This window comes from Stenotrophomonas sp. CFBP 13724 (assembly GCF_014841975.1).
GTDB classification, from domain to species: Bacteria; Pseudomonadota; Gammaproteobacteria; order Xanthomonadales; family Xanthomonadaceae; genus Stenotrophomonas; species Stenotrophomonas lacuserhaii.
On sequence record NZ_JACYUW010000001.1, the window covers coordinates 2,199,273 to 2,218,810 of the forward strand.

16 protein-coding genes and 1 pseudogene are annotated in these 19,538 nt (G+C 66.9%); 12 read left to right on the forward strand and 5 right to left on the reverse strand.

Annotation, left to right across the window (positions count from 1 at the left end):
- Positions 1-56 precede the first annotated feature (56 nt).
- The gene (locus IFT63_RS09795) at positions 57-1,214 is read right to left on the reverse strand and encodes a hypothetical protein (RefSeq protein WP_249404364.1); all 1,158 of its coding nucleotides are present in this window, start codon (positions 1,212-1,214) and stop codon (positions 57-59) included.
- Positions 1,215-1,360: 146 nt separating this feature from the next.
- Here IFT63_RS09795 and IFT63_RS09800 point away from each other — a divergent pair, with 146 nt between their 5' ends.
- From IFT63_RS09800 to IFT63_RS09825, 6 genes are all read left to right on the forward strand, one after another.
- Complete coding sequence (locus IFT63_RS09800) at positions 1,361-2,836, forward strand: AlkA N-terminal domain-containing protein (RefSeq protein ID WP_192083970.1); 1,476 nt, start codon at positions 1,361-1,363, stop codon at positions 2,834-2,836.
- Positions 2,833-3,330 carry a methylated-DNA--[protein]-cysteine S-methyltransferase gene (locus IFT63_RS09805; protein ID WP_192083971.1) on the forward strand — a complete coding sequence of 166 codons (498 nt, stop codon included), beginning with the start codon at positions 2,833-2,835 and terminating at the stop codon, positions 3,328-3,330. Before IFT63_RS09800 ends, IFT63_RS09805 begins: the two co-directional genes overlap by 4 nt.
- Positions 3,331-3,376: 46 nt before the next feature.
- A complete protein-coding gene (locus IFT63_RS09810; protein WP_192083972.1) occupies positions 3,377-4,636 on the forward strand; it encodes an ectonucleotide pyrophosphatase/phosphodiesterase in 1,260 nt (419 codons plus the stop codon).
- Between the two features lie 558 nt (positions 4,637-5,194).
- The gene (locus tag IFT63_RS09815; protein WP_192083973.1) at positions 5,195-6,058 is read left to right on the forward strand and encodes a pirin family protein; all 864 of its coding nucleotides are present in this window, start codon (positions 5,195-5,197) and stop codon (positions 6,056-6,058) included.
- 91 nt (positions 6,059-6,149) lie between these two features.
- Positions 6,150-6,872: an aquaporin Z gene (aqpZ, locus tag IFT63_RS09820; protein WP_080335202.1), complete on the forward strand. Its 723-nt coding sequence runs from the start codon at positions 6,150-6,152 to the stop codon at positions 6,870-6,872.
- Positions 6,873-7,090: 218 nt separating this feature from the next.
- Positions 7,091-7,552 (forward strand): hypothetical protein, encoded by a 462-nt coding sequence (locus IFT63_RS09825; protein ID WP_042614549.1) that lies wholly within the window; start codon positions 7,091-7,093, stop codon positions 7,550-7,552.
- Between the two features lie 56 nt (positions 7,553-7,608).
- On the opposite strand, the gene IFT63_RS09830 is transcribed toward IFT63_RS09825, so the two are convergent.
- On the reverse strand, positions 7,609-8,460 hold the full coding sequence (locus IFT63_RS09830) for a pirin family protein (protein WP_192083974.1): 852 nt from the start codon (positions 8,458-8,460) through the stop codon (positions 7,609-7,611).
- Between the two features lie 218 nt (positions 8,461-8,678).
- On the opposite strand from IFT63_RS09830, the gene IFT63_RS09835 reads away from it, so the two are divergent.
- Together IFT63_RS09835 and IFT63_RS09840 are read left to right on the forward strand one after the other, a co-directional pair.
- A complete protein-coding gene (locus IFT63_RS09835) occupies positions 8,679-10,760 on the forward strand; it encodes a carbon starvation CstA family protein (protein WP_042614547.1) in 2,082 nt (693 codons plus the stop codon).
- On the forward strand, positions 10,760-10,984 hold the full coding sequence (locus IFT63_RS09840; protein WP_057509146.1) for a CstA-like transporter-associated (seleno)protein: 225 nt from the start codon (positions 10,760-10,762) through the stop codon (positions 10,982-10,984). The genes IFT63_RS09835 and IFT63_RS09840 overlap by 1 nt, the downstream gene beginning before the upstream one ends.
- A gap of 40 nt (positions 10,985-11,024) precedes the next feature.
- Here IFT63_RS09840 and IFT63_RS09845 read toward each other — a convergent pair whose 3' ends face one another.
- From IFT63_RS09845 to IFT63_RS09855, 3 genes are all read right to left on the reverse strand, one after another.
- Positions 11,025-12,275, reverse strand: a complete 1,251-nt coding sequence (locus IFT63_RS09845) for a DUF819 family protein (RefSeq protein WP_192083975.1) — start codon at positions 12,273-12,275, stop codon at positions 11,025-11,027.
- Positions 12,276-12,409: 134 nt separating this feature from the next.
- On the reverse strand, positions 12,410-13,690 hold the full coding sequence (locus IFT63_RS09850; RefSeq protein WP_192083976.1) for a HAMP domain-containing sensor histidine kinase: 1,281 nt from the start codon (positions 13,688-13,690) through the stop codon (positions 12,410-12,412).
- Positions 13,680-14,378 (reverse strand): response regulator transcription factor, encoded by a 699-nt coding sequence (locus IFT63_RS09855; RefSeq protein WP_192083977.1) that lies wholly within the window; start codon positions 14,376-14,378, stop codon positions 13,680-13,682. The genes IFT63_RS09850 and IFT63_RS09855 overlap by 11 nt, the downstream gene beginning before the upstream one ends.
- Positions 14,379-14,567: 189 nt before the next feature.
- Here IFT63_RS09855 and IFT63_RS09860 point away from each other — a divergent pair.
- The 4 genes and pseudogenes from IFT63_RS09860 to IFT63_RS09875 form a co-directional block, all read left to right on the forward strand.
- A pseudogene (locus tag IFT63_RS09860) lies at positions 14,568-14,867 on the forward strand (hypothetical protein); the annotation flags it as partial.
- Positions 14,864-15,733: a phosphatase PAP2 family protein gene (locus IFT63_RS09865; protein ID WP_249404365.1), complete on the forward strand. Its 870-nt coding sequence runs from the start codon at positions 14,864-14,866 to the stop codon at positions 15,731-15,733. The pseudogene IFT63_RS09860 and the gene IFT63_RS09865, both read left to right, overlap by 4 nt.
- On the forward strand, positions 15,730-17,376 hold the full coding sequence (locus tag IFT63_RS09870; RefSeq protein WP_192083979.1) for a phosphoethanolamine--lipid A transferase: 1,647 nt from the start codon (positions 15,730-15,732) through the stop codon (positions 17,374-17,376). The genes IFT63_RS09865 and IFT63_RS09870 overlap by 4 nt, the downstream gene beginning before the upstream one ends.
- Before the next feature lie 99 nt (positions 17,377-17,475).
- The gene (locus IFT63_RS09875) at positions 17,476-19,461 is read left to right on the forward strand and encodes a M2 family metallopeptidase (RefSeq protein ID WP_192083980.1); all 1,986 of its coding nucleotides are present in this window, start codon (positions 17,476-17,478) and stop codon (positions 19,459-19,461) included.
- Positions 19,462-19,538: the final 77 nt, after the last annotated feature.

Here is a 19,538-nt window from a genome sequence, read left to right on the forward strand (position 1 = left end):
GACACTACCTGTTCAGGAGAAGTGTCCGCAGTCTACGCCAGCTTCGCGATGCGGCTTCACGACTCCGGCGGCGCGTCCACGGACTGCCGTTCTGCGGCCGTGGAAGCCTCCATCCCCAGGCTCCCCTGTGCGGCGCCATCGGCGGCCGGGGAGGCCCCCGGCGCAGGGGGCAGGGTCGCCACATCGATCTCCGACAAGGGGCTGTCCGACGGGCACACCTCATCGGGGAAACCATAGTCTTTCTTCAGCGCCTGGCCACAGCTGTTGACCGCATCCAGTTCCGCGCCTTCGCGTTTGCACTGCTGGTCGAAGGCCACCAGGAAGGCATCCTTGCGGCGCACGAAGTCATCGCCGCAGGCCCGCATCTGCTTGATCCGCTCCAGGTCGTCCTGCACCGCGTTGGTGCCGTCCAGGCCGTACTGGCGCAGTTCGTCGGCGCTGAGCAGGCGCAGGCTGCGGTTGGGCACGGTCATCATCAGGTCGGCCACGCCCACCGCCACGCCGTTGCGCTGCAGGTAGTCCTTTACGTTGTCGTACACCTCGTGCAGTTCGCGGTTGAGTTCGGCGCGCGAGGTGGCCTTCGAACTGATCCGCATCATCCGATGGATGCCGACCTTGCCCGAGACCAGGCGATTGTCACCCGCTGCCAGCACAAACACGCAGGCGCTGTGGCAGATCGACCCTTCGCGCACCCAGATGGTCCAGTTCGATTCGCCGATGCCATCGCCGGCCACGATCGCCGACTCCACCTGCCCGCCGCTGGAATCCAGGTCCAGGATGCGCTTGTGGATGCCGAGTTGTTCGGCCACCACGGCCAGGCGCCAGCTCAGTTCGGCAAACCCCGGGTTGATCTTGCCGCTGTAGCGGACGCGCAGCAGGCCACGCTCCACGCAGGGCTGCAGTGCCTGCTCGATCGCGGTCCGGTCCAGCCCGGGAAGCGCTTCGCCATCGCCCTCGCTGGCGTAGTCGGTGCTGCAGCTGATCCAGGCTTCGCCGTTTTCCAGCGATGCCGCCGGCCACGGACGATCAGCGCGCTCGGCAGGCGGGGCGACGGGGCGCGGGGCATCGGCCACGTTGATCGATACCATGTGGTCGCCATCGGCGCCGGGCGCACGCGTGGCCGCTTCATTGGCGGTGACGTTGCCGGGATTCTCCAGCTTGCTGCATGAGGCGAGGGCGAGGCATAGCAGGGGCAGGCACCATCTGGGCGACATGAACCATCGAACCGGGAAGAGGACACGGCCCCAGTCTAGAGCCTGCGCCGCGTGTGACGACAACGCTTCCTGAATCGGTACCGGCCACTGGCATCCATGTCCGAAAACGGCGAGCCCCGCCCTGCCCTGCGGCCTAGACTGTGGCCATGTCCTCGACCGCCGCCCTCGACACTGCCACCTGCGAACGTGCCCGCCTGGCGCGCGACGCGCGCTTTGACGGCTCGTTTTTCACTGCCGTGCGCAGCACCGGGATCTACTGCCGGCCGGTGTGCCCTGCGCCGCCACCGAAGCCGTCCAACGTCACCTACTACCCCAACGCAGCGGCCGCCGCCGCCGCCGGCTACCGGCCGTGCCTGCGCTGCCGCCCGGAGTTGTCGCCCGCCGTCCAGCAGGTACTGGAACAGGAGACGGTCCGTCGCGCGCTCGATCTGATCCACGCAGGCTTCCTGCAGGACGCCAGCGTGGCCGCGCTGGCCGAACGGGTCGGCGTCGGCGCGCGCCAGCTGCAGCGCGTGTTCGTGGCCGCGCTGGGCGTGACTCCGCTGCAGCTTCACACCAACCAGCGCCTGCTGCAGGCCAAGCAGCTGCTGACCGAAACCCGCCTGCCGGTCACCGATGTCGCGCTCGCCGCTGGGTTCAACAGCCTGCGCCGCTTCAACGATGCCTTCCTGGCGGGCTGCGGCATGCCACCAAGTGCCATCCGCCGCATGCCGGGGGCGGCGGCCCAGGCCGGCGATGGCCTGCGCCTGCGGCTCGGCTACCGGCCCCCGCTGGACTTCGGCCTGATGCTGCAGTTCCTGCGCCGCCGCATGATTCCCGGCATCGAACGCATCGAAGAGGACGGCTATGCACGCGTGATCGGTCCGCCTGATCGCCCCGCCCTGCTGCGGGTGCACGCCGATGCACGCCGCAGCGAACTGCTGCTGCAGCTGGACGGCGTCGACCCGCGGCAGATTCCGCAGGTGGTACGGCGGGTACGCCACATGTTCGACCTGGATGCCGACCTGCGCCAGGTGCACGCCACGCTGCGGGACGAGCCGTTGCTGGCGCGGGGGATCGTGCTGCGGCCGGGCCTGCGCGTGCCCGGCGGCTGGGAGGGCTTCGAAGTGGCGGTGCGCGCGGTACTGGGGCAGCAGGTCAGCGTGGCCGCCGCCACCACCCTGGCGCGGCGCTTGGTGCAGGCCTACGGGCAGGTACTGCCGGGCATGCCGGAGGGGTTGGACAGGCTGTTCCCGGAACCCGCCCAGCTCGCCGACGCTCCATTGGAATCCATCGGCCTGCCGCGTACGCGCGCGGCGACCCTGCGCGCCCTGGCACGCGCCTGCGATGCGGGTAAGCTGGATTTCAACGCCGGCCAGCAGTTGCAGGAATTCGTGCAGCGTTGCGTGGCATTGCCCGGGATCGGCGCGTGGACCGCGCAGTACATCGCGCTGCGCGCGCTCGGGCAGCCCGATGCCTTCCCGGCCGGTGACCTGGTGCTGCAGCAGATGCTCGGCACACCGGAAAAACGCCTGACCGAGCGTCAGGCCGAGCAGCGCTCGCAGCCATGGCGTCCGTGGCGGGCCTACGCCGTGCTGCACCTGTGGCATCTGTCCACCCCGTTCACCGGAGTTCCGTCATGACCCTGCACTACGATCGTTTCGACAGCCCGATCGGCGAACTGACCGTGGCCGGTGATGCGCACGGCATCGCCCACATCCTGTTCCCGCAGAACCGCCACGATGCGAAGGGGCGCGAGCACTGGATACACAACCCGGCCACCGTGCGCGAGGCGCGTGAGCAACTGCTGGCGTACCTGCATGGCGAGCGGACCCACTTCGATCTACCACTGGCACCCCGCGGCACGCCGTTCCAGCTGCGCGTCTGGAACGCGCTGGCCGACATTCCGTTCGGCCAGACATGGAGCTACCTGCAGTTGGCGACCTTGCTCGGCCAGCCCACCGCCACCCGCGCGGTGGGCGCGGCCAACGGGCGCAATCCGCTGCCGATCGTGCTGCCCTGCCATCGGGTGATCGGGCGCGATGGTTCGCTGACCGGTTTCGGTGGCGGACTGGAAACCAAGGCCGCGCTGCTGCGCCTGGAACAGGGGGATGGCGGCTTGTTCGCACGCCAGTGACGTGGGTTGTCTTGGGTGCGTCATCGCCTCGCCTTAGAATGGCGTGATGACTCGACGCCCCTTTGCCTGGATGCTGGCCGCTGCCCTGCCGCTGGCTGCCTGTACCACCTCCCCGACCCATCCCACCGCGTCCACCACGCCTCCGCTCGTGGCGCAGGAAAAGCCCGCGCACAAGCTGCTGCTGGTGTCCATCGATGGCCTGCGCGCCGATGCGCTGGACCGCGGCATCACGCCGAACCTGCAGCGCATCATCGACGGCGGGGTACGCGCGAAATGGATGACGCCGTCGTATCCCTCGCTGACCTTCCCCAACCATTACACCCTGGTCACCGGCCTGCGTCCGGACCATCACGGCATCATCCACAACAGCATGGACGTGGCCGAACTGGGCCGCTTCAAGCTGAGCGAGGCCGAGACGGTGACGCGGGTGGAATGGTGGGGCGGCGAGCCGATCTGGGTCAGCGCCGAGCAGGCCGGGGTACGCACGGCGACCTGGTCCTGGCCGGGCAGCGAGGCGGAAATCAAGGGCATCCGGCCCAGCCAATGGCGCCGCTACGATGAAAGCATCGCACTGGAAGCCCGCGCCGACAGCGTGCTGGGCTGGCTGCGGCAGACCGACGCCACTGCACCGCGGCTGGCTACGCTGTATCTGGAAACCGTCGACAAGGCCGGCCATCGGCATGGTCCGGATTCGATGCAGTACACCGCAGCGGTCAAGCAGGCCGATGCCGTGGTGGGACGCCTGATGGATGGCCTGCAGCAGCATGGATTGAGCGCGGACACCAACGTGGTGGTGGTCTCCGACCACGGCATGGCAGCGGTGGCGCCGGGCCAGGTGGTCGCCACCGAAGACATGGTGGACCCGCGGCTGGCACGCAACATCAGCACGGGCCAGTCGATCGGTTTCGAGCCGGTGGAAGGGCAGCAGGCCGCCGCCGAACGTGCGCTGCTCGGCCGCCACGCGCACTACCAGTGCTGGAAGAAGCAGGACCTGCCGGCACGCTGGCACTACGGCAGCAACCCGCGCATTCCGTCGATCATCTGCCAGATGGACGAGGGCTGGGATGCGCTCAGCCGCGAGCGCATCGCGCACCGCCGCCATGAGGATCGGGGCTCGCACGGGTATGACAATGCGCTGCCGTCGATGCGTGCGGTGTTCATCGCGCGCGGCCCGTCGTTCAAGCAGGGCAAGGTAATCGCGCCGTTCGACAACGTGGATGTGTATCCGCTGCTGGCGCGGCTGCTGCAGGTGCCGGCCGCCGCCAATGATGGCGATGCCGAGCGGTTGCTGGACGCCTTGCGCTGAGGTTGTGTGTTTGCCGGGCTGCGCCCGGCGCCTGCTTTTTCAAGCCGAAGCAACGGCAACGTCAACGGTCTGCAGGGCTGTTTGCTGGCGGGGCGGGGTGGCTGTGCAGGACACGCCGCAAGTACGTCCCTGTAGGCTCGCTTTTCGCATCCATGCGAAAAGACGGTCCTGCACAACCACCCCGCCCCACCTACGACAGGTCCATGGGGGCCATGGAACCTTCGGTAGCGCCGACCCATGGTCGGCGGACTGTGGGGGAATGGGGTTTTGATGGTTTCCGCCGACCATGGGTATGCCGGCCGCCCTGACCAGCACCCTGCGGGTCGTCGCAAGCGACGTTGGCAGCGGCTCCTGCCGCTGCCTTCGGCGCTACCGCCTGTTGGGTGGTGGCACAGCCTCCCCGCCCGGCCCATCCCAACTGTGGCTTCAAACAGCAGCCACCCGCGAGGGGGTCCCACCGGTTCGCACCGCGCAACAGCCTGTTGCCCATTCGGGGCATCCCAGAATCCACATCGCGTGCGATCCTGCGCGCCTGTCCCCGCCAGCGAGATCGCCCGCATGACCACCATCATCGCCCCCCGCGTGCACGACATCGGTGGGCTGGAAGTCCGCCGCGCCGTGCCATCGCTGCAGGCGCGCAGCGTCGGTCCGTTCGTGTTCGTCGACCAGATGGGCCCGGCCCTGCTCACTGCCGGCACCGGCATCGACGTGCGTCCGCACCCGCACATCGGCCTGGCCACGGTGACCTTCCTCTGGGCCGGTGCCATCGGCCACCGCGACAGTCTCGGTTCGGACCAGGTGATCCGCCCCGGCGATGTCAACTGGATGACCGCCGGCCGTGGCATCTCGCATTCCGAACGCACGCCGCCTCCAGAACGCGAACACGGCCATCCGCTGCACGGCATGCAGACCTGGATCGCGCTGCCCAAGCAGTACGAGGAAGTCGAACCGGCCTTCCACCACCACAGCGCGGCCACCCTGCCCCAGCAACGCCGCAATGGCGCCTGGCTGCGGGTGATCGCCGGCCGCGCTTATGGCGAGGAATCGCCGGTCAAGGTATTTGCCGATACGCTCAACGTGGCCATCGACCTCGACCCGGATGCAGAGATCGACATCGACACTGGTCACCGCGAACGCTCGCTGTACATCCTGGAAGGCCAGGCGCAATTGGACGGGGTGGATGTTCCCGCCCAGCACCTGATCATCCCGGCCGAAGGTGCCCGCGGCCGACTGCGCGCGAAGACGCCGGTCAAGGCGATGCTGATGGGCGGTGAGCCGCTGGATGCACCGCGCCACCTGTGGTGGAACTTCGTCTCCAGTTCCCAGGAGCGCATAGAGCAGGCCAAGCATGACTGGGAAAACGGCCGCTTCGGCACCATCCCCGGCGACGCAACGGAGTTCATTCCACTTCCGGCAAAGTAGGCCTTCATCGCACATTGACATCGCCTTCACCGCCCTGACACGTAAATGGCGGCGTCCCGGCACAGCCGGGGCCCCAATGGAGGCTGCTGCGATGAGCATGGGCAAGCGTCTTGCTGCCGAGTTCCTCGGCACGTTCTGGTTGGTCCTGGGGGGCTGCGGCAGCGCGGTCCTGGCCGCGAACTTCGGCGGCGATGGAAATCCACTCGGCATCGGCTTTCTCGGCGTCGCGCTGGCCTTCGGGCTGACCGTGGTGACCGGGGCGTATGCGTTCGGCCACGTTTCCGGCGCGCACTTCAATCCGGCCGTGAGCATCGGGCTGTGGGCTGGTGGCCGCTTCGCCGGCAAGGACTTGGGCCCGTATGTCTTCGCCCAGGTGCTGGGCGGATTGCTCGCCGGCTTCATCCTGCTGCAGATCGCCAAGGGCAGCCCGGCTTTCAGCATCACCCCGGGACAGGCCGGTGCTTTCGCCAGCAACGGCTATGGCGCACTCTCGCCCGGCGGCTACAGCGCGGCCGCCGCCTTTCTCTGCGAGGTGGTGCTCACCGCCGCGTTCCTGGTGGTCATCATGGGCGCCACCCATGGCCGCGCGCCCGCAGGATTCGCCCCGCTGGCGATCGGCCTGGCCCTGACCCTGATCCACCTGATCAGCATCCCGGTCACCAATACGTCGGTGAACCCGGCCCGCTCCACGGCCGTGGCGCTGTTCGCCGGCAGCGGGGCCGTCTCCCAGCTGTGGTTGTTCTGGATCGCTCCGCTGCTGGGTGGGTTGATCGGCGGCATGATCTACAAGTGGCTGGCCAGCGCGCGCGACTGACCCGCTACCGCATCGTCTGCCGTGCAAAGCGCAGGAATTTGGTTACCGATGAAACCGCGATTTGTGCAGTTGCTCACGTTCCGTTAAGGTCAAGGAACACCCGCCAGCTGGGCTGGCGGGCCGACGCGGCATCCGGGGATGGATGCCAGGTCGCAACGGCGACCACGCAGGCCCGCCGCTGGCGGTGCCGTCGACTTGAACGCCTCTGGGGGAACTGCATGAAAACCGTCTCTGCCGCCATATTGCTGTGCCTGTGCGCCATTGCCATCACCGCTCACGCGCAAAGCGCACCCAAGTGTCCGTCGCTGCCCGCCTCCAGCAACCTGCAATGGCAGGAGCAGGCCACCGGCGATTTCCTGGTGTGCCGCGCCAGCACCAGCGACGGCCGCGAAGTCATGAGCCTGATGCTGACGGGGAATGATCCAGCGCTGCGCTTCCCGCGCGCGCTGCGCCAGGAAAAGGACAGCTTCGCCGGCGAAGAGCTTTACTGGTACTTGCCCGACCTCGGCGGTCAGGAACCCCCGGGCTTCGCCGACCGCCGCGTCAGCGTGGTGAAGATCGACAAGAACCGATACGCACAGCTGGCGCTGTATCCCGGCGACAGCGAAGAGCGCGCCGGCCTGCAGCAGATGATCCGCAGCATGAACCTCAATCCGGCAGCCGTGGCCGCCGGTCGCTGATCATGCGCCCCCTGTCGGCGGGGCCGGCGGATGACCGGCCCTACGCCACGGAAGCCTCAGAAACGGCCTTCCTGGAAGTCCACGAAGGCCTGCATCAGCTCCTGCCGGGTATTCATGACGAACGGGCCGTGCCGCATCACCGGCTCGCGCAGCGGACGACCCGCCACCAGGATCAGCCGCGCACCGCTGCCGCCCGCAGCCAGGTGCAGCGCATTGCCGCCGCCCAGCACCGCCATCTGCTGCGCTGCCACCGCTCGCGCGTCGTCACCGGCGCCGATCTGCAGTTCGCCTTCGAACACATAGGCGAACACGTTGTGGCCATCGGGCAGCACGTAGTCCCATGCCACCCCCGCGTCCAAGGTGATGTCCAAGTAGACCGGATCGGTGGCCGGCTGGATGATCGGACCGGCGGTGCCGTCGACCTCACCGGCGATGATCTTGACGCTGACGCCGGCCAGCGGCGTGACCTGCGGGATGCGACCCGGGGCGAACTCCTGGTACTTCGGCGCGGTCATCTTGTCGCGCGCCGGCAGGTTCACCCACAGCTGGAAGCCGCGCATGCGGCCACTTTCCTGCTCGGGCATCTCTGAATGCACCAGTCCACGGCCAGCGGTCATCCACTGCACGCTGCCCGGCGTGAGCAGGCCTTCGTTGCCGTGGTTGTCCTTGTGCCGCATGCGCCCGTCGAGCATGTAGGTAACCGTTTCGAATCCGCGGTGCGGATGGCTGGGGAAGCCGGCCAGATAGTCTTCGGCCTTGTCGGTGCCGAATTCATCCAGCAGCAGGAACGGATCCAGGTCCGGCAGAGCCGATCCGCCGATGACACGGGTAAGGCGTACGCCGGCGCCGTCGGACGTGGGCGAGCCTTCGATGGTGCGCAGCACGCGGGTCGCGGTCTGGGTGCTCATGGAAACTCCAGCAAAGTGTCTACCCGCAAGATGGCGGCTGTCGCGGGCAGCGCCAAGCCCTCGCACCGCAACCCATTGTTCCAGCGGTGCCTGCCACGGCCGGGGAGCTGCCGTGGCCGCGTTACGACCAAAGTACTAGCTGTGAAACACCTTGTCTGCATTGACCCGGCAAAGGCCAAGGCGGACCCTTGTGATGTTCTTAAGGGAGAGTTCACCTCATGAAAGGCTTCTCAAAGCTGGGCTGGGCACTGCTCGCACTGCTCGGCGCATTCTGTCTGGGCACCGTGGCGCTGCGCCGCGGTGAACCGATCAACGCATTGTGGATCGTGGTTGCCGCGGTCTCCATCTACCTGATTGCCTACCGCTTCTACGGCCTGTTCGTAGCCAGCAAGGTGCTGCAGCTGGACCCCACCCGGGCCACGCCGGCGGTGCTCAACAACGATGGCCTGGACTACGTCCCGACCAACAAACACGTCCTGTTCGGCCACCATTTCGCCGCCATCGCCGGCGCCGGTCCGCTGGTCGGCCCGGTGCTGGCCGCGCAGATGGGCTACCTCCCCGGCCTGCTGTGGCTGGTGGTCGGCGTGGTGCTGGCCGGTGCGGTGCAGGACTTCATGATCCTGGTGCTGTCCAGCCGCCGCAACGGCCGTTCGCTGGGCGACCTGGTGCGCGAGGAAATGGGGCCGGTTCCCGGCACCATCGCGCTGTTCGGTGCGTTCCTGATCATGATCATCATCCTGGCCGTACTGGCGATGGTGGTGGTCAAGGCGCTGGCAGAAAGCCCGTGGGGTATGTTCACGGTGATCGCCACGATGCCCATCGCGATCTTCATGGGCGTGTACATGCGCTACATACGTCCCGGCAAGATCGGCGAGATCTCGGTGGTCGGCCTGATCCTGCTGCTCGGCTCGATCTGGTTCGGCGGCATCGTCGCGGCCGATCCGGTCTGGGGCCCGGCCTTCACCTTCACCGCCAAGCAGATCACCTGGATGCTGATCGGCTACGGTTTCATCGCTTCGGTGCTGCCGGTGTGGCTGCTGCTGGCGCCGCGCGATTACCTGTCCACCTTCCTCAAGATCGGCACCATCATCGCGCTGGCGGTCGGCATCCTGATCGTCATGCCCGAACTGAAGATGCCCGCGCTGACCCAGTTCGCCGCCAGTGGCGATGGCCCGGTGTGGAAGGGCGGGATGTTCCCGTTCCTGTTCATCACCATCGCCTGCGGTGCGGTGTCCGGCTTCCACGCCCTGATCGCCTCGGGCACCACGCCCAAGCTGCTGGCCAATGAAGCGCACGCGCGCTACATCGGCTACGGCGGCATGCTGATGGAATCCTTCGTCGCGGTGATGGCACTGGTCGCCGCCTCGATCATCGAGCCCGGCATCTACTTCGCCATGAACAGCCCGGCCTCGGTGATCGGTGCCGATGCGGTATCGGCGGCGCACTACATCACCACCAACTGGGGCTTCACCATCACCCCGGAGCAGCTGGAAGCCACCGCGGTGGCCATCGGCGAGCCGACCATCCTGCATCGCGCAGGTGGCGCGCCGACCTTGGCCGTGGGTATCGCGATGATCCTGCACGAAGCGATCCCCAGTGCCGGCGATGCGATGATGGCGTTCTGGTACCACTTCGCCATCCTGTTCGAAGCGCTGTTCATCCTGACCGCCGTCGATGCCGGTACCCGTGCCGGTCGCTTCATGCTGCAGGACCTGCTGGGCAACTTCATCCCGGCGCTGAAGAAGACCGAATCGTGGACGGCCAACATCCTGGCGACCGCCGGTTGCGTGGCGCTGTGGGGATACCTGCTGTACTCCGGCGTGGTCGATCCCTTCGGCGGCATCCAGACCCTGTGGCCGCTGTTCGGCATCTCCAACCAGATGCTGGCCGGTATCGCACTGATGCTGGGCACCGTGGTGCTGTTCAAGATGAAGCGCGACCGCTACGCCTGGGTCACCGCCGTGCCTGCCGTGTGGCTGCTGATCTGCACCACCTACGCCGGGCTGATCAAGATCTTCGACAGCAACCCGGCGCAGGGCTTCCTGGCCCAGGCGCACAAGTACCAGGACGCCATCGCCAGCGGCACCCTCACCGCCCCGGCCAAGACCGTCGGGCAGATGCAGCAGATCGTGGTCAACGCCTACGTCAATACGAGCCTGACCGTGCTGTTCCTGCTGGTGGTGTTCTCGATCCTGTTCTATTCGCTGAAGACCATCGCGGCCGCACGCCGCACGCCGCAGCGCACGGACAAGGAAACCGAGTACGTGAAGCTGCTGCCGCACCAGATGGCGGACCTGTGATGAGTACCGAACTGGTACCTGTCGGCCAGCACCAGGCCCATCGCCGTATCTGGCGGCGACTGGTGCAGACCGCGCGTCTGTGCTGCGGCATCCCGGACTACGACAACTACGTCCGGCACGTGCTGGAAAATCATCCGGACCGCACGCCGATGGACTACAAGACGTTCTTCCGCGAGCGGCAGGAAGCGCGTTATGGCGGCAGGAACGGCGGACGCTGCTGCTGAGTCAAACTGGAAACGGCGGGGCTTCGGCCCCGCCGTTTTTTCATGCCCCGGCCATCCATTTCAGGATCAGGCCGGTGACGTACGCAAGCCCGGTGCCGGTGGCATAACCCACCGTCCCCAGCAGCACGCCCACCGGTGCCAGCGAAGGATGGAATGCGGCAGCCACCACCGGTGCCGATGCCGCCGCGCCGATGTTGCCCATCGAACCAACGCCGAAGAAGAACAGCGGCGCGCGCAGCAACTTGGCCACGATCCACAGCACCAGCACATGGGTGGCCATCCAGATCAGGCCCAGCACGAACAACCACGGACGATCCAGCAGCGACAGCAGGTCCATCTGCATGCCGATGCAGGCAATCAGGAAATACAGGAACACCGTGCCCAGCCGCGAGGCACCGGCAGATTCCAGCCGGCGCGCACGGGTGAAGCTCAGGGCCAGGCCCAGCGCCGTGGACAGCAGCACCACCCAGACGAACGGGCTGTCCAGGCTGAACTGGCTGGACCAGGCCACGTTGGCCTTGAACCAGCCCGCAAGCGGCGTGGCGATGGCATGCGCCAGCCCCACCCCGCCCAGCGCCACGCCGACGATCACCATCAGGTCGGTCAGGCTGGGAATGCGCGCGTTCTGCGCCTCGTAGGCACTGATGCGCGCCTTCATTTCATCGATGGCGCGGGTGTCGGCGCCGTTGCGCGCATCGATCTGCTGCGAGCGGTTGGCCAGGAACAGCAGGATCGCCATCCACAGGCTGGCGCAGGCCACGTCCACCACCGCGAACTGGCCGAAGGTGGTGGCATCGGTGCCGAAGACTTCGCGCATCGCGACCATGTTGGCGCCGCCGCCGATCCAGCTGCCGGCCAGCGCGGCCATGCCCGCCCAGGTATCACCGGACACTGTCTCCGGATGGATCAGCTTCATCACCTGGAAGGAGACGATCGCACCCAGCATGATGCCAGCCGTGCCGGCGCAGAACACCACCAGCAGCTTCGGACCCAGCTTGGCGATGCCCTTGAGGTCGATGGACAGCGTCAGCAACACCAGCGCCGCCGGCAGCAGTACATCGCGCGCGACCGGATTGTACAGCGCGGTGCCATGGCCATCGATCAGTCCGACGGTGTTGTAGATGGCCGGGATGAAATAGCACAGCAGCAAGGCGGGCACCCACGCGAAGATTTTCTTCAGCAGTGGCGTGGGGCCACTGGCTGCCCAGAAAATGAGCGCCAGGGTGGCGGCAATGAGCCCCAGGCCGACGATGTCGCTGGAGATCAGGGCGGTAGCAGGTTCGGTCGGCATGCAGTCCTCTGTCGATCGAAAAGTGACGGGCGAAAAAAATGCCGCAGGAGGCGGCACCCGCTGAGCTTACCATCGGCCCTGCAGCGAGAGTAGCGGACCGGGGTGCCGACCGAGGCAAGCACTACGCTAGCGCCTCATTGCAAACGCGAGGCACTCACATCCAGCGTGGCCACGGTGCCGCGCGGCTTCACCGGCTCGAACCGCAGCGTCCACCCCAGGTGTTCGCACAGGCGCGCGACCAGCTCCAGGCCGATGCCGCCGTGTTCGTTGCGCAACCCGCGCGCCATCCGCGCGTGGATCGCGGCGATCTCCTCCGGGCTCATGCCGTGCCCGGGATCGCGCAGGGTCAGCACCCCGCCGGATGAGAGTTCCAGCTGGATGTTTCCACGCCCGCTGTTTTCGATGGCGTTGCGCAGCAGGTTGCCGATCGCCGCCTGCACTACCGCAAGCGGCGCCAGCAGGTCCACCGGCGCAGCCCGCAGGCCGACGGTGAGGTCCTTGTCGCCCAACAGGTGGCGATGGTCCTCGATGATCTGCGGCAGCAATTGGTCCAAGGCGATGCGCTCGGCACGCGCAGCGAGCCGCGCCGGATCGCGCGCCAGCACCAGCAGCAGTTCGATCAGTGCTTCCATGTCGCCGGCGGTGCGTTGCACGCGCAGCACCTGCTGGCGCGCGCGCTCAGGCAGGCCGGGCTGTTCCAGCGCCAGCTCGGCCGCCCCGGTGATCACCGCCACCGGCGTACGCAGCTCATGGCTGGCGGTGCTGATGAACACCCGTTCGCGCTCGACGAACTGCTCGTTGCGCGCCAGGTAATCGTTGAGGGAGTTGGCAATGGTATGCAGCTCGGCGCTTCCACGCGGATCCACGACGATGCGCTGCCCCGGCGCCCCCGGCTTCAGCGCGGCGATATCGCCGGCCAGCTGGCTCAACGGGCGTACCACCCGCTGCATGCCCAGGCGCGCCATGATCACCGTGACGATCACCATCACCAGCCCGGCCAGCAGCACCCAGCGCGTGGCGAACTGCTCCAGCGCTTCGAAGTCGGAGATATCCAGGGCCAGTGCCAGCCGGCCCATGGTGTCGGTCTGGCGCACCATCACTGCTGCCTTGCGCTCGCCGATAGGGATGCCGTCATGCAGCCCGGGGTGCAGTCCACGCAGCGTTGCCGGCGTGCCCGGCTGGTCCAGGCGGAACAGGCTGAGCGTGTCCGAATCCTGCCAGCGGTAGTCCGGATCGCTTTTGCTGTGCAGGATGATGCTGTCCAGCTCGGAGTTCAGCAGCGCGCGCCACGCCGCGTGTTCGGCATGCTCATGCACGTTGTTGCCCACGCCGAACACCGCCAGCGAGATCAGCGCCAGGTAGGTCAGCAGCCAGCCCAGTACGCGCCGATACAGGGGGGCGGGCCTAGCGGCCATCGGTGGCGTCTCCTTCCTGCACGGCCAAGCGATAGCCGACGCGCGGCAGCGTATGCACCAGCTTGCGCGCGAACGGTCCGTCCACGCTGCGGCGCAGTTCGTAGACATGGGATCTGAGCAGGTCGCCATCCGGGGGTTCATCGCCCCACAACGCGAACTCCAGCTGCTGCCGCGTCACGGCGGCGGGACTGGCACGCATCAGGACCTCCAGCAGTTTGCGGCAGGCCGGATACAGGTGCAGCACCTGGCCTGCACGCTGGGCTTCCAACGTGGCCAGGTCCAGCACCAGGTCGGCCACCTGCAGGCGTTTGCGTGGGTTGCGCCCCTGTGCGCGCAACAGCAGCGCGTCCAGCCGGACTTCCAGCTCCGGCAATGCGAAGGGCTTGGTCAGGTAGTCATCGGCGCCGGCGCGGAAGCCGGCGATCTTGTCCGGCAGTTCATCGCGGGCCGTCAGCATGATCACCGGCACTTCCGAGGCGTGTTCAGCGCGCAGGCGACGCAGTACCTCAGGGCCCTCCATGCGCGGCAGCATCCAGTCCAGGATCAGCGCGTCGTAGACCTGCGTGGTGGCCAGGTGCAGTCCGGTGATGCCGTCCGGCGCTACGTCCAGCACATGCCCGCGCGACTCGAAGTAGTCGAACAGGTTGGCGACCAGTTGCCGATTGTCCTCGATCACCAGCAGGCGCATGCGCGTATCCCTCCCGTAGTTCCCTGCATGGTAGCGCCGCCGATGTCGGAATCCCGTGCCCCCGCGCTTCCGACGAATTTCCCACGCGCCCGGGTGGATAGTCCGGCTTTACCCGGACGCTCCCCCTTTGTCCCTGTCTTCCTTCCCTTGCGGGCGCTGGCGCCTGCCCCTGCTCTGGCTGCGCAGACAGAACTGGGCCTGCTGGCCTGGCGCGAGCAGAACCTGCTGCAGGCGGATCGGAAGGTACGCGAGTTCGGCTTCAAGCGCCCGTGGGACCTGCAGTGGCGTGAAGCGGGCCGCTGGCTTGCTGCTGCACCGCAGGCACGCTGGCTGCTGGTGCAGGTTGCGGCGATGAGCCCCTGCGTGGATACCGCGCAGGTCATCGACATCGGCATGTCCAACCGCAACCGGTGGCGACTGGTGCCGGGAACCGCATGGTCCGGCGGCTGTCATGCGGCGATGATCGGTGCCAGCAACGCCGAAGAATGATCGAAAGCGCCACGCATTCGCGCTTTAACCAAAGGCGAACGGGGCTCCGATTTTTCTCCGACAGCATGCTCCCTAGCATGGCCGCAGATCCTCAGATGGCTTTGAACATGCACCGCACCGCTGTTCCCGGATTCCCGCTCCCACGCGTTAGGCAGCTCGCAGGCAGCGGATTCACTGCACGCCATCTCTGGTTGCCCTTGATCGCCGCATCCCTGCTTTTCGGCGTGCTGGTGCTGGGCGGCGACCAATGGATCGCCGATCGCATTTTCGCGATGGAAGGCCACCAATGGCTGCTGCGCGAAGCGTGGATGACCAGCACGCTGATGCACAAGGGGGGCAAGTGGCTCAGCGTCGCCGCTACGCTTATGGTGCTGATACTGTGCCTGTACCAGTGGCGCCACGGCAGGGATCGCCGCCTGCGCTGGGCGCTGTCGTATCTGGTGCTGGCCATCGCGCTGGGCACCGTCGCGGTATCGCTGCTGAAATCGGTGACCCACATGGATTGCCCCTGGGACCTCGTGCGTTACGGAGGCGAGCGCCCGTTCGTCGGCCTGCTGCAGGCCCGCCCCGCCGCCCTGCCCGCCGCTGCCTGCTTTCCCGCCGGCCAGGCCAGTGCGGGCTATGCGTGGGTCAGCCTGTACTTCTTCGCGCAGCTGTGGCGCCCGGCCTGGCGCTGGCGCGGACTGGCGATCGGGCTGCTCGCCGGCATCGCGCTGGGGTTTGCCCAGCAGCTTCGCGGCGCGCATTTCATGTCGCACGACGTCGCCACCCTGATCGTGTGCTGGCTGCTTTCGCTTGGCCTTTACGCACTCCTCAACGGCTATCTGCGGCGCCCGCTCGCACACCCGGCGGGAGCGCGCGCATGAACGCCACCGTCGCTCGCACCCTGCGCCTGCCCGCCGTCGCCTGGCTGCAAGGCCGGCCGCGGCTCTCCACCGAAGCGCTGATCGCGCTGGCCAGCCTGTTTTTCGCCATCGCCGGCAATGGGCTGTTCTGGAACAGCGCGATGGCCACTCATCCCGGCAGCCTCCGCTACGCGCTGTCGCTGCTGCTCCTGCTGCTGGGCACGCATGCCTTCCTGCTTGGCCTGCTGGTCTGGCGCTGGAATGCCAAGGTGGTGGTCAGCACGCTGCTGATGCTGACGATGCTGGCCTCCCACTACATGGGCCGTTACCACATCTACCTGGATGCGGACATGCTGCGCAACGTGCTGGCCACCGACCGCCGCGAAAGCAGCGAACTGCTGACCGCGTCGCTGGCCGGTCCGTTGCTGCTGGGGCTGGTGCCCACGCTCGCGGTCTGGCGCCTGCAGCTCACCGACCGACGCTGGACGGGCGCGCTGTCGTGGCGCGCAGGCTTCCTGCTGCTGGCGGCCGGCGTTGCAGTGGGCGGCGCATTGCTGTCGTTCCAGGAGATTTCCGCCTTGATGCGCAGCCAGCGCGAAGTACGCTACCTGGCGACCCCGGCCAACGTGCTGCTGGGCTTGCCCCGTGCGCTGCGCGGCGACAACCTGGTGCAGCGCGCGCCCAAACTGCCGATTGGCGTCGATGCACAGGCCATGCACCACGCGTCGGGCAGCAGGCCGCGGCTGCTGCTGGTCGTCCTCGGCGAAACCGCGCGTGCGCAGAACTGGGGCCTGAATGGCGGCAGCCGCCAGACCACCCCGGAGCTGGCGCAGAAGCCGGTGATCAACTTCCCCGACATGCATTCCTGCGGTACCAGCACCGAAGTGTCGGTGCCCTGCATGTTCTCGCCCTGGGGACGCGTCGACTATGACGAGAAGAAGATCCGTGCGCACCAATCGCTGCTGCATGTACTGGACCACGCCGGCATCGGGGTACTGTGGCGCGACAACCAGTCCGGCTGCAAAGGCGTCTGCGAAGGGCTGCCGTTGCAGTCACTGGCCGATGCAACCACACCGGGGCTTTGCGCCAACGGGCGCTGCCTGGACGAGATACTGCTGCAGGACCTTCCCGCACAGGCGCGCGCGAAACCCGGTGACCGGGTCATCGTGCTGCATCAGCTGGGCAACCACGGCCCGGCCTACTTCGAGCGCTATCCGCCGCGCTTCCGCCGCTTCACCCCTACCTGCGATACCGTCGAGCTGGGACGTTGCACCCGCGAACAGATCGCCAACAGCTACGACAATGCGCTGCTGTACACCGACCACGTGCTTGCCCAGGCCATTGGTACGCTGCAGGGCATGGAAGACTACGACACGGCGCTGATCTACGTGTCCGACCACGGGGAATCGCTGGGCGAGAAAGGCCTGTTCCTGCATGGGATTCCATACGCAATCGCTCCGGAAGAGCAGACCCATGTACCGATGACGATGTGGTTCTCGCCATCATTCGCGCGCAACCGCGGACTGGACCTGGCGTGCGTGCGCCAGCGCGCTGGCCGGTACACCGACCACGATGCGCTGTTTTCGTCGGTGCTCGGATTGATGCAGGTACGTACGGCCCTGTACGCGCCGCAGCGGGACCTGTTTGCCGCTTGCGAGGGGTGATCATCGGCAGGCGCCTCCGGCGCCCCGGACCTCTGCCCCTTGCGGCAGGGGGCCCGGGCCACTAGCCTTCAGCGGTCGTTCACCGCCCAAGGATCACCCGTGAAACACCGTCATCTCCTGCTGGCTTCGGCAATTGCCGCCGCCACATTGTCGTTGGTCGCCTGCAAGAAGGAGCCCACCCCGGGCACGGCATCGGCAACGGCAACCGCGCCGGCCGGCGAAACCGCCGACCAGTTCGTGGCCCGCATCAATGCCGAATACAAGGCCGCGTACCCGGAGATGACCTCGGCGCAGTGGTTGTCCTCGACCTATATCAACAGTGATTCCGAGCGCGTGGCGGCCAAGGCCAACGAGCGCTCGTTGACCCAGCTCAACAGCTGGATCGAACAGGCAGCGAAGTTCGAAGGTCAGCCGATGTCCGATGACAGCAGGCGCGCCCTGCAGCTGCTCAAGCTGATGTCTTCGATGCCCGCCCCGCGCGACCCGGCCAAGCTGGCGCAGCTGACCCAGATCGCCACCCGCATGGAAGGCAGTTATGGCGCCGGCAAGTACTGCACCGATGCCAACGATCCGAGCTCCTGCCGCCAGCTCGGCGACCTGGAACAGGTGCTGTCCAGCAGCCGCGACTACGACCAGCAGCTGGATGCGTGGCAAGGCTGGCACGGCACCACCAAGAACATGCGTGGCGACTACCAGCAGTTCGTCGGCCTGGTGAACGAAGGCGCCAAGGGCCTGGGCTTCGCCGATGCCGGGCAGATGTGGCGCAGTGGCTATGACATGCCGCCAGAGCAGATCGGACCGGAAACCGACCGCCTGTGGGAACAGGTCAAGCCGATGTACGAGCAACTGCACTGCTACGCACGCGGCAAGCTGGACGCCACCTATGGCAAGGACAAGGCCGAAGTGGGCAATGGCCTGATCGCCGCCCACCTGACCGGCAACATGTGGCAGCAGGACTGGTCCAACCTGTGGGACCAGCTGCAGCCGTATCCCGGCGCCGGCAGCCTGGACATCACCGCTGCACTGGAAAAGCAGTATCAGGGCAACCTCAGCGGCGCGCTGGCCAAGGCCGGCAGCACCGCCAACGTGGAAGGCCTGTACAAGGCGCAGCGCGAAGCCGAACTGCGCACCGCACGGCAGATGACCGAACGCGCGCAGGACTTCTACGTATCGCTGGGCATGCCGGCGCTGCCGAAGTCCTACTGGGAAAACACCCAGTTCATCAAGCCGCAGGATCGCGACGTGGTCTGCCATGCCAGCGCCTGGGACATGAACATGGACGGCGATGTGCGCACCAAGATGTGCATCAAGCCGAACGAAGAGAACTTCACCACGATTTACCACGAGCTCGGCCACATCTATTACGACCTGGCCTACAACCCGCTGCCGCCGCTGTTCCAGGGCGGTGCCAACGATGGCTTCCATGAAGCGATCGGCGACACCATCGTGCTGGCGATGACGCCGAAGTACCTCAATTCAATCGGCCTGGTCGACAAGCCCGAAGAGAGCCGCGAAGCGGTGATCAACAACCAGATGCGCATGGCACTGTCCGGCGTGGCCTTCCTGCCGTTCGGCCTGATGATCGACCGCTGGCGCTGGGGCGTGTTCGATGGCTCGATCACCCCGGACAACTACAACAAAGCCTGGTGGGATTTGAAGGCGCGTTACCAGGGCGTCGCCCCGCCGACCCCCCGTGGCGAGGAGTTCTTCGACCCGGGCGCCAAGTACCACGTGCCGGGCAACACGCCGTACACGCGCTACTTCCTTGCGCGCATCCTGCAGTTCCAGTTCTACAAGGGCCTGTGCGATGCATCCGGCTACAAGGGTCCGCTGCACGAGTGCAGCTTCTACGGCAACAAGGAAGCCGGGCAGAAGTTCTGGTCGATGCTGAGCAAGGGCGCCAGCCAGCCGTGGCAGGCCACGCTGAAGGAACTCACCGGCGGTGACAAGCTCGATGCCGGCCCGATGATCGAGTACTTCACCCCGGTCAATGCCTGGCTGAAGGAACAGAACCAAGGGCAGGTCTGCGGTTGGCAGGCCAGCGCCGCGGCACCTGCGGCACCTGCCGCGCCTGCACAGCGCTGACCCTTCGGTGGCGCCGGGCACGGCTCGGCGCTACCCTCCTGATGCCGGTAGTGACGGCCGCTGGCCGTCACCACCTG

Excerpts from the sequence above, each read along its gene's own strand:
- IFT63_RS09825 (WP_042614549.1), top strand. The coding sequence starts at position 7,091 with ATGAAAACCGTCTCTGCCGCCATATTGCTGTGCCTGTGCGCCATTGCC.
- IFT63_RS09795 (WP_249404364.1), bottom strand. The coding sequence starts at position 1,214 with ATGTCGCCCAGATGGTGCCTGCCCCTGCTATGCCTCGCCCTCGCCTCA.
- IFT63_RS09800 (WP_192083970.1), top strand. The coding sequence starts at position 1,361 with ATGTCCTCGACCGCCGCCCTCGACACTGCCACCTGCGAACGTGCCCGC.
- IFT63_RS09845 (WP_192083975.1), bottom strand. The coding sequence starts at position 12,275 with ATGCCGACCGAACCTGCTACCGCCCTGATCTCCAGCGACATCGTCGGC.
- IFT63_RS09835 (WP_042614547.1), top strand. The coding sequence starts at position 8,679 with ATGAAAGGCTTCTCAAAGCTGGGCTGGGCACTGCTCGCACTGCTCGGC.
- IFT63_RS09805 (WP_192083971.1), top strand. The coding sequence starts at position 2,833 with ATGACCCTGCACTACGATCGTTTCGACAGCCCGATCGGCGAACTGACC.
- IFT63_RS09830 (WP_192083974.1), bottom strand. The coding sequence starts at position 8,460 with ATGAGCACCCAGACCGCGACCCGCGTGCTGCGCACCATCGAAGGCTCG.
- aqpZ (WP_080335202.1), top strand. The coding sequence starts at position 6,150 with ATGAGCATGGGCAAGCGTCTTGCTGCCGAGTTCCTCGGCACGTTCTGG.
- IFT63_RS09855 (WP_192083977.1), bottom strand. The coding sequence starts at position 14,378 with ATGCGCCTGCTGGTGATCGAGGACAATCGGCAACTGGTCGCCAACCTG.
- IFT63_RS09815 (WP_192083973.1), top strand. The coding sequence starts at position 5,195 with ATGACCACCATCATCGCCCCCCGCGTGCACGACATCGGTGGGCTGGAA.
- IFT63_RS09850 (WP_192083976.1), bottom strand. The coding sequence starts at position 13,690 with ATGGCCGCTAGGCCCGCCCCCCTGTATCGGCGCGTACTGGGCTGGCTG.
- IFT63_RS09865 (WP_249404365.1), top strand. The coding sequence starts at position 14,864 with ATGATCGAAAGCGCCACGCATTCGCGCTTTAACCAAAGGCGAACGGGG.
- IFT63_RS09840 (WP_057509146.1), top strand. The coding sequence starts at position 10,760 with ATGAGTACCGAACTGGTACCTGTCGGCCAGCACCAGGCCCATCGCCGT.
- IFT63_RS09810 (WP_192083972.1), top strand. The coding sequence starts at position 3,377 with ATGACTCGACGCCCCTTTGCCTGGATGCTGGCCGCTGCCCTGCCGCTG.
- IFT63_RS09870 (WP_192083979.1), top strand. The coding sequence starts at position 15,730 with ATGAACGCCACCGTCGCTCGCACCCTGCGCCTGCCCGCCGTCGCCTGG.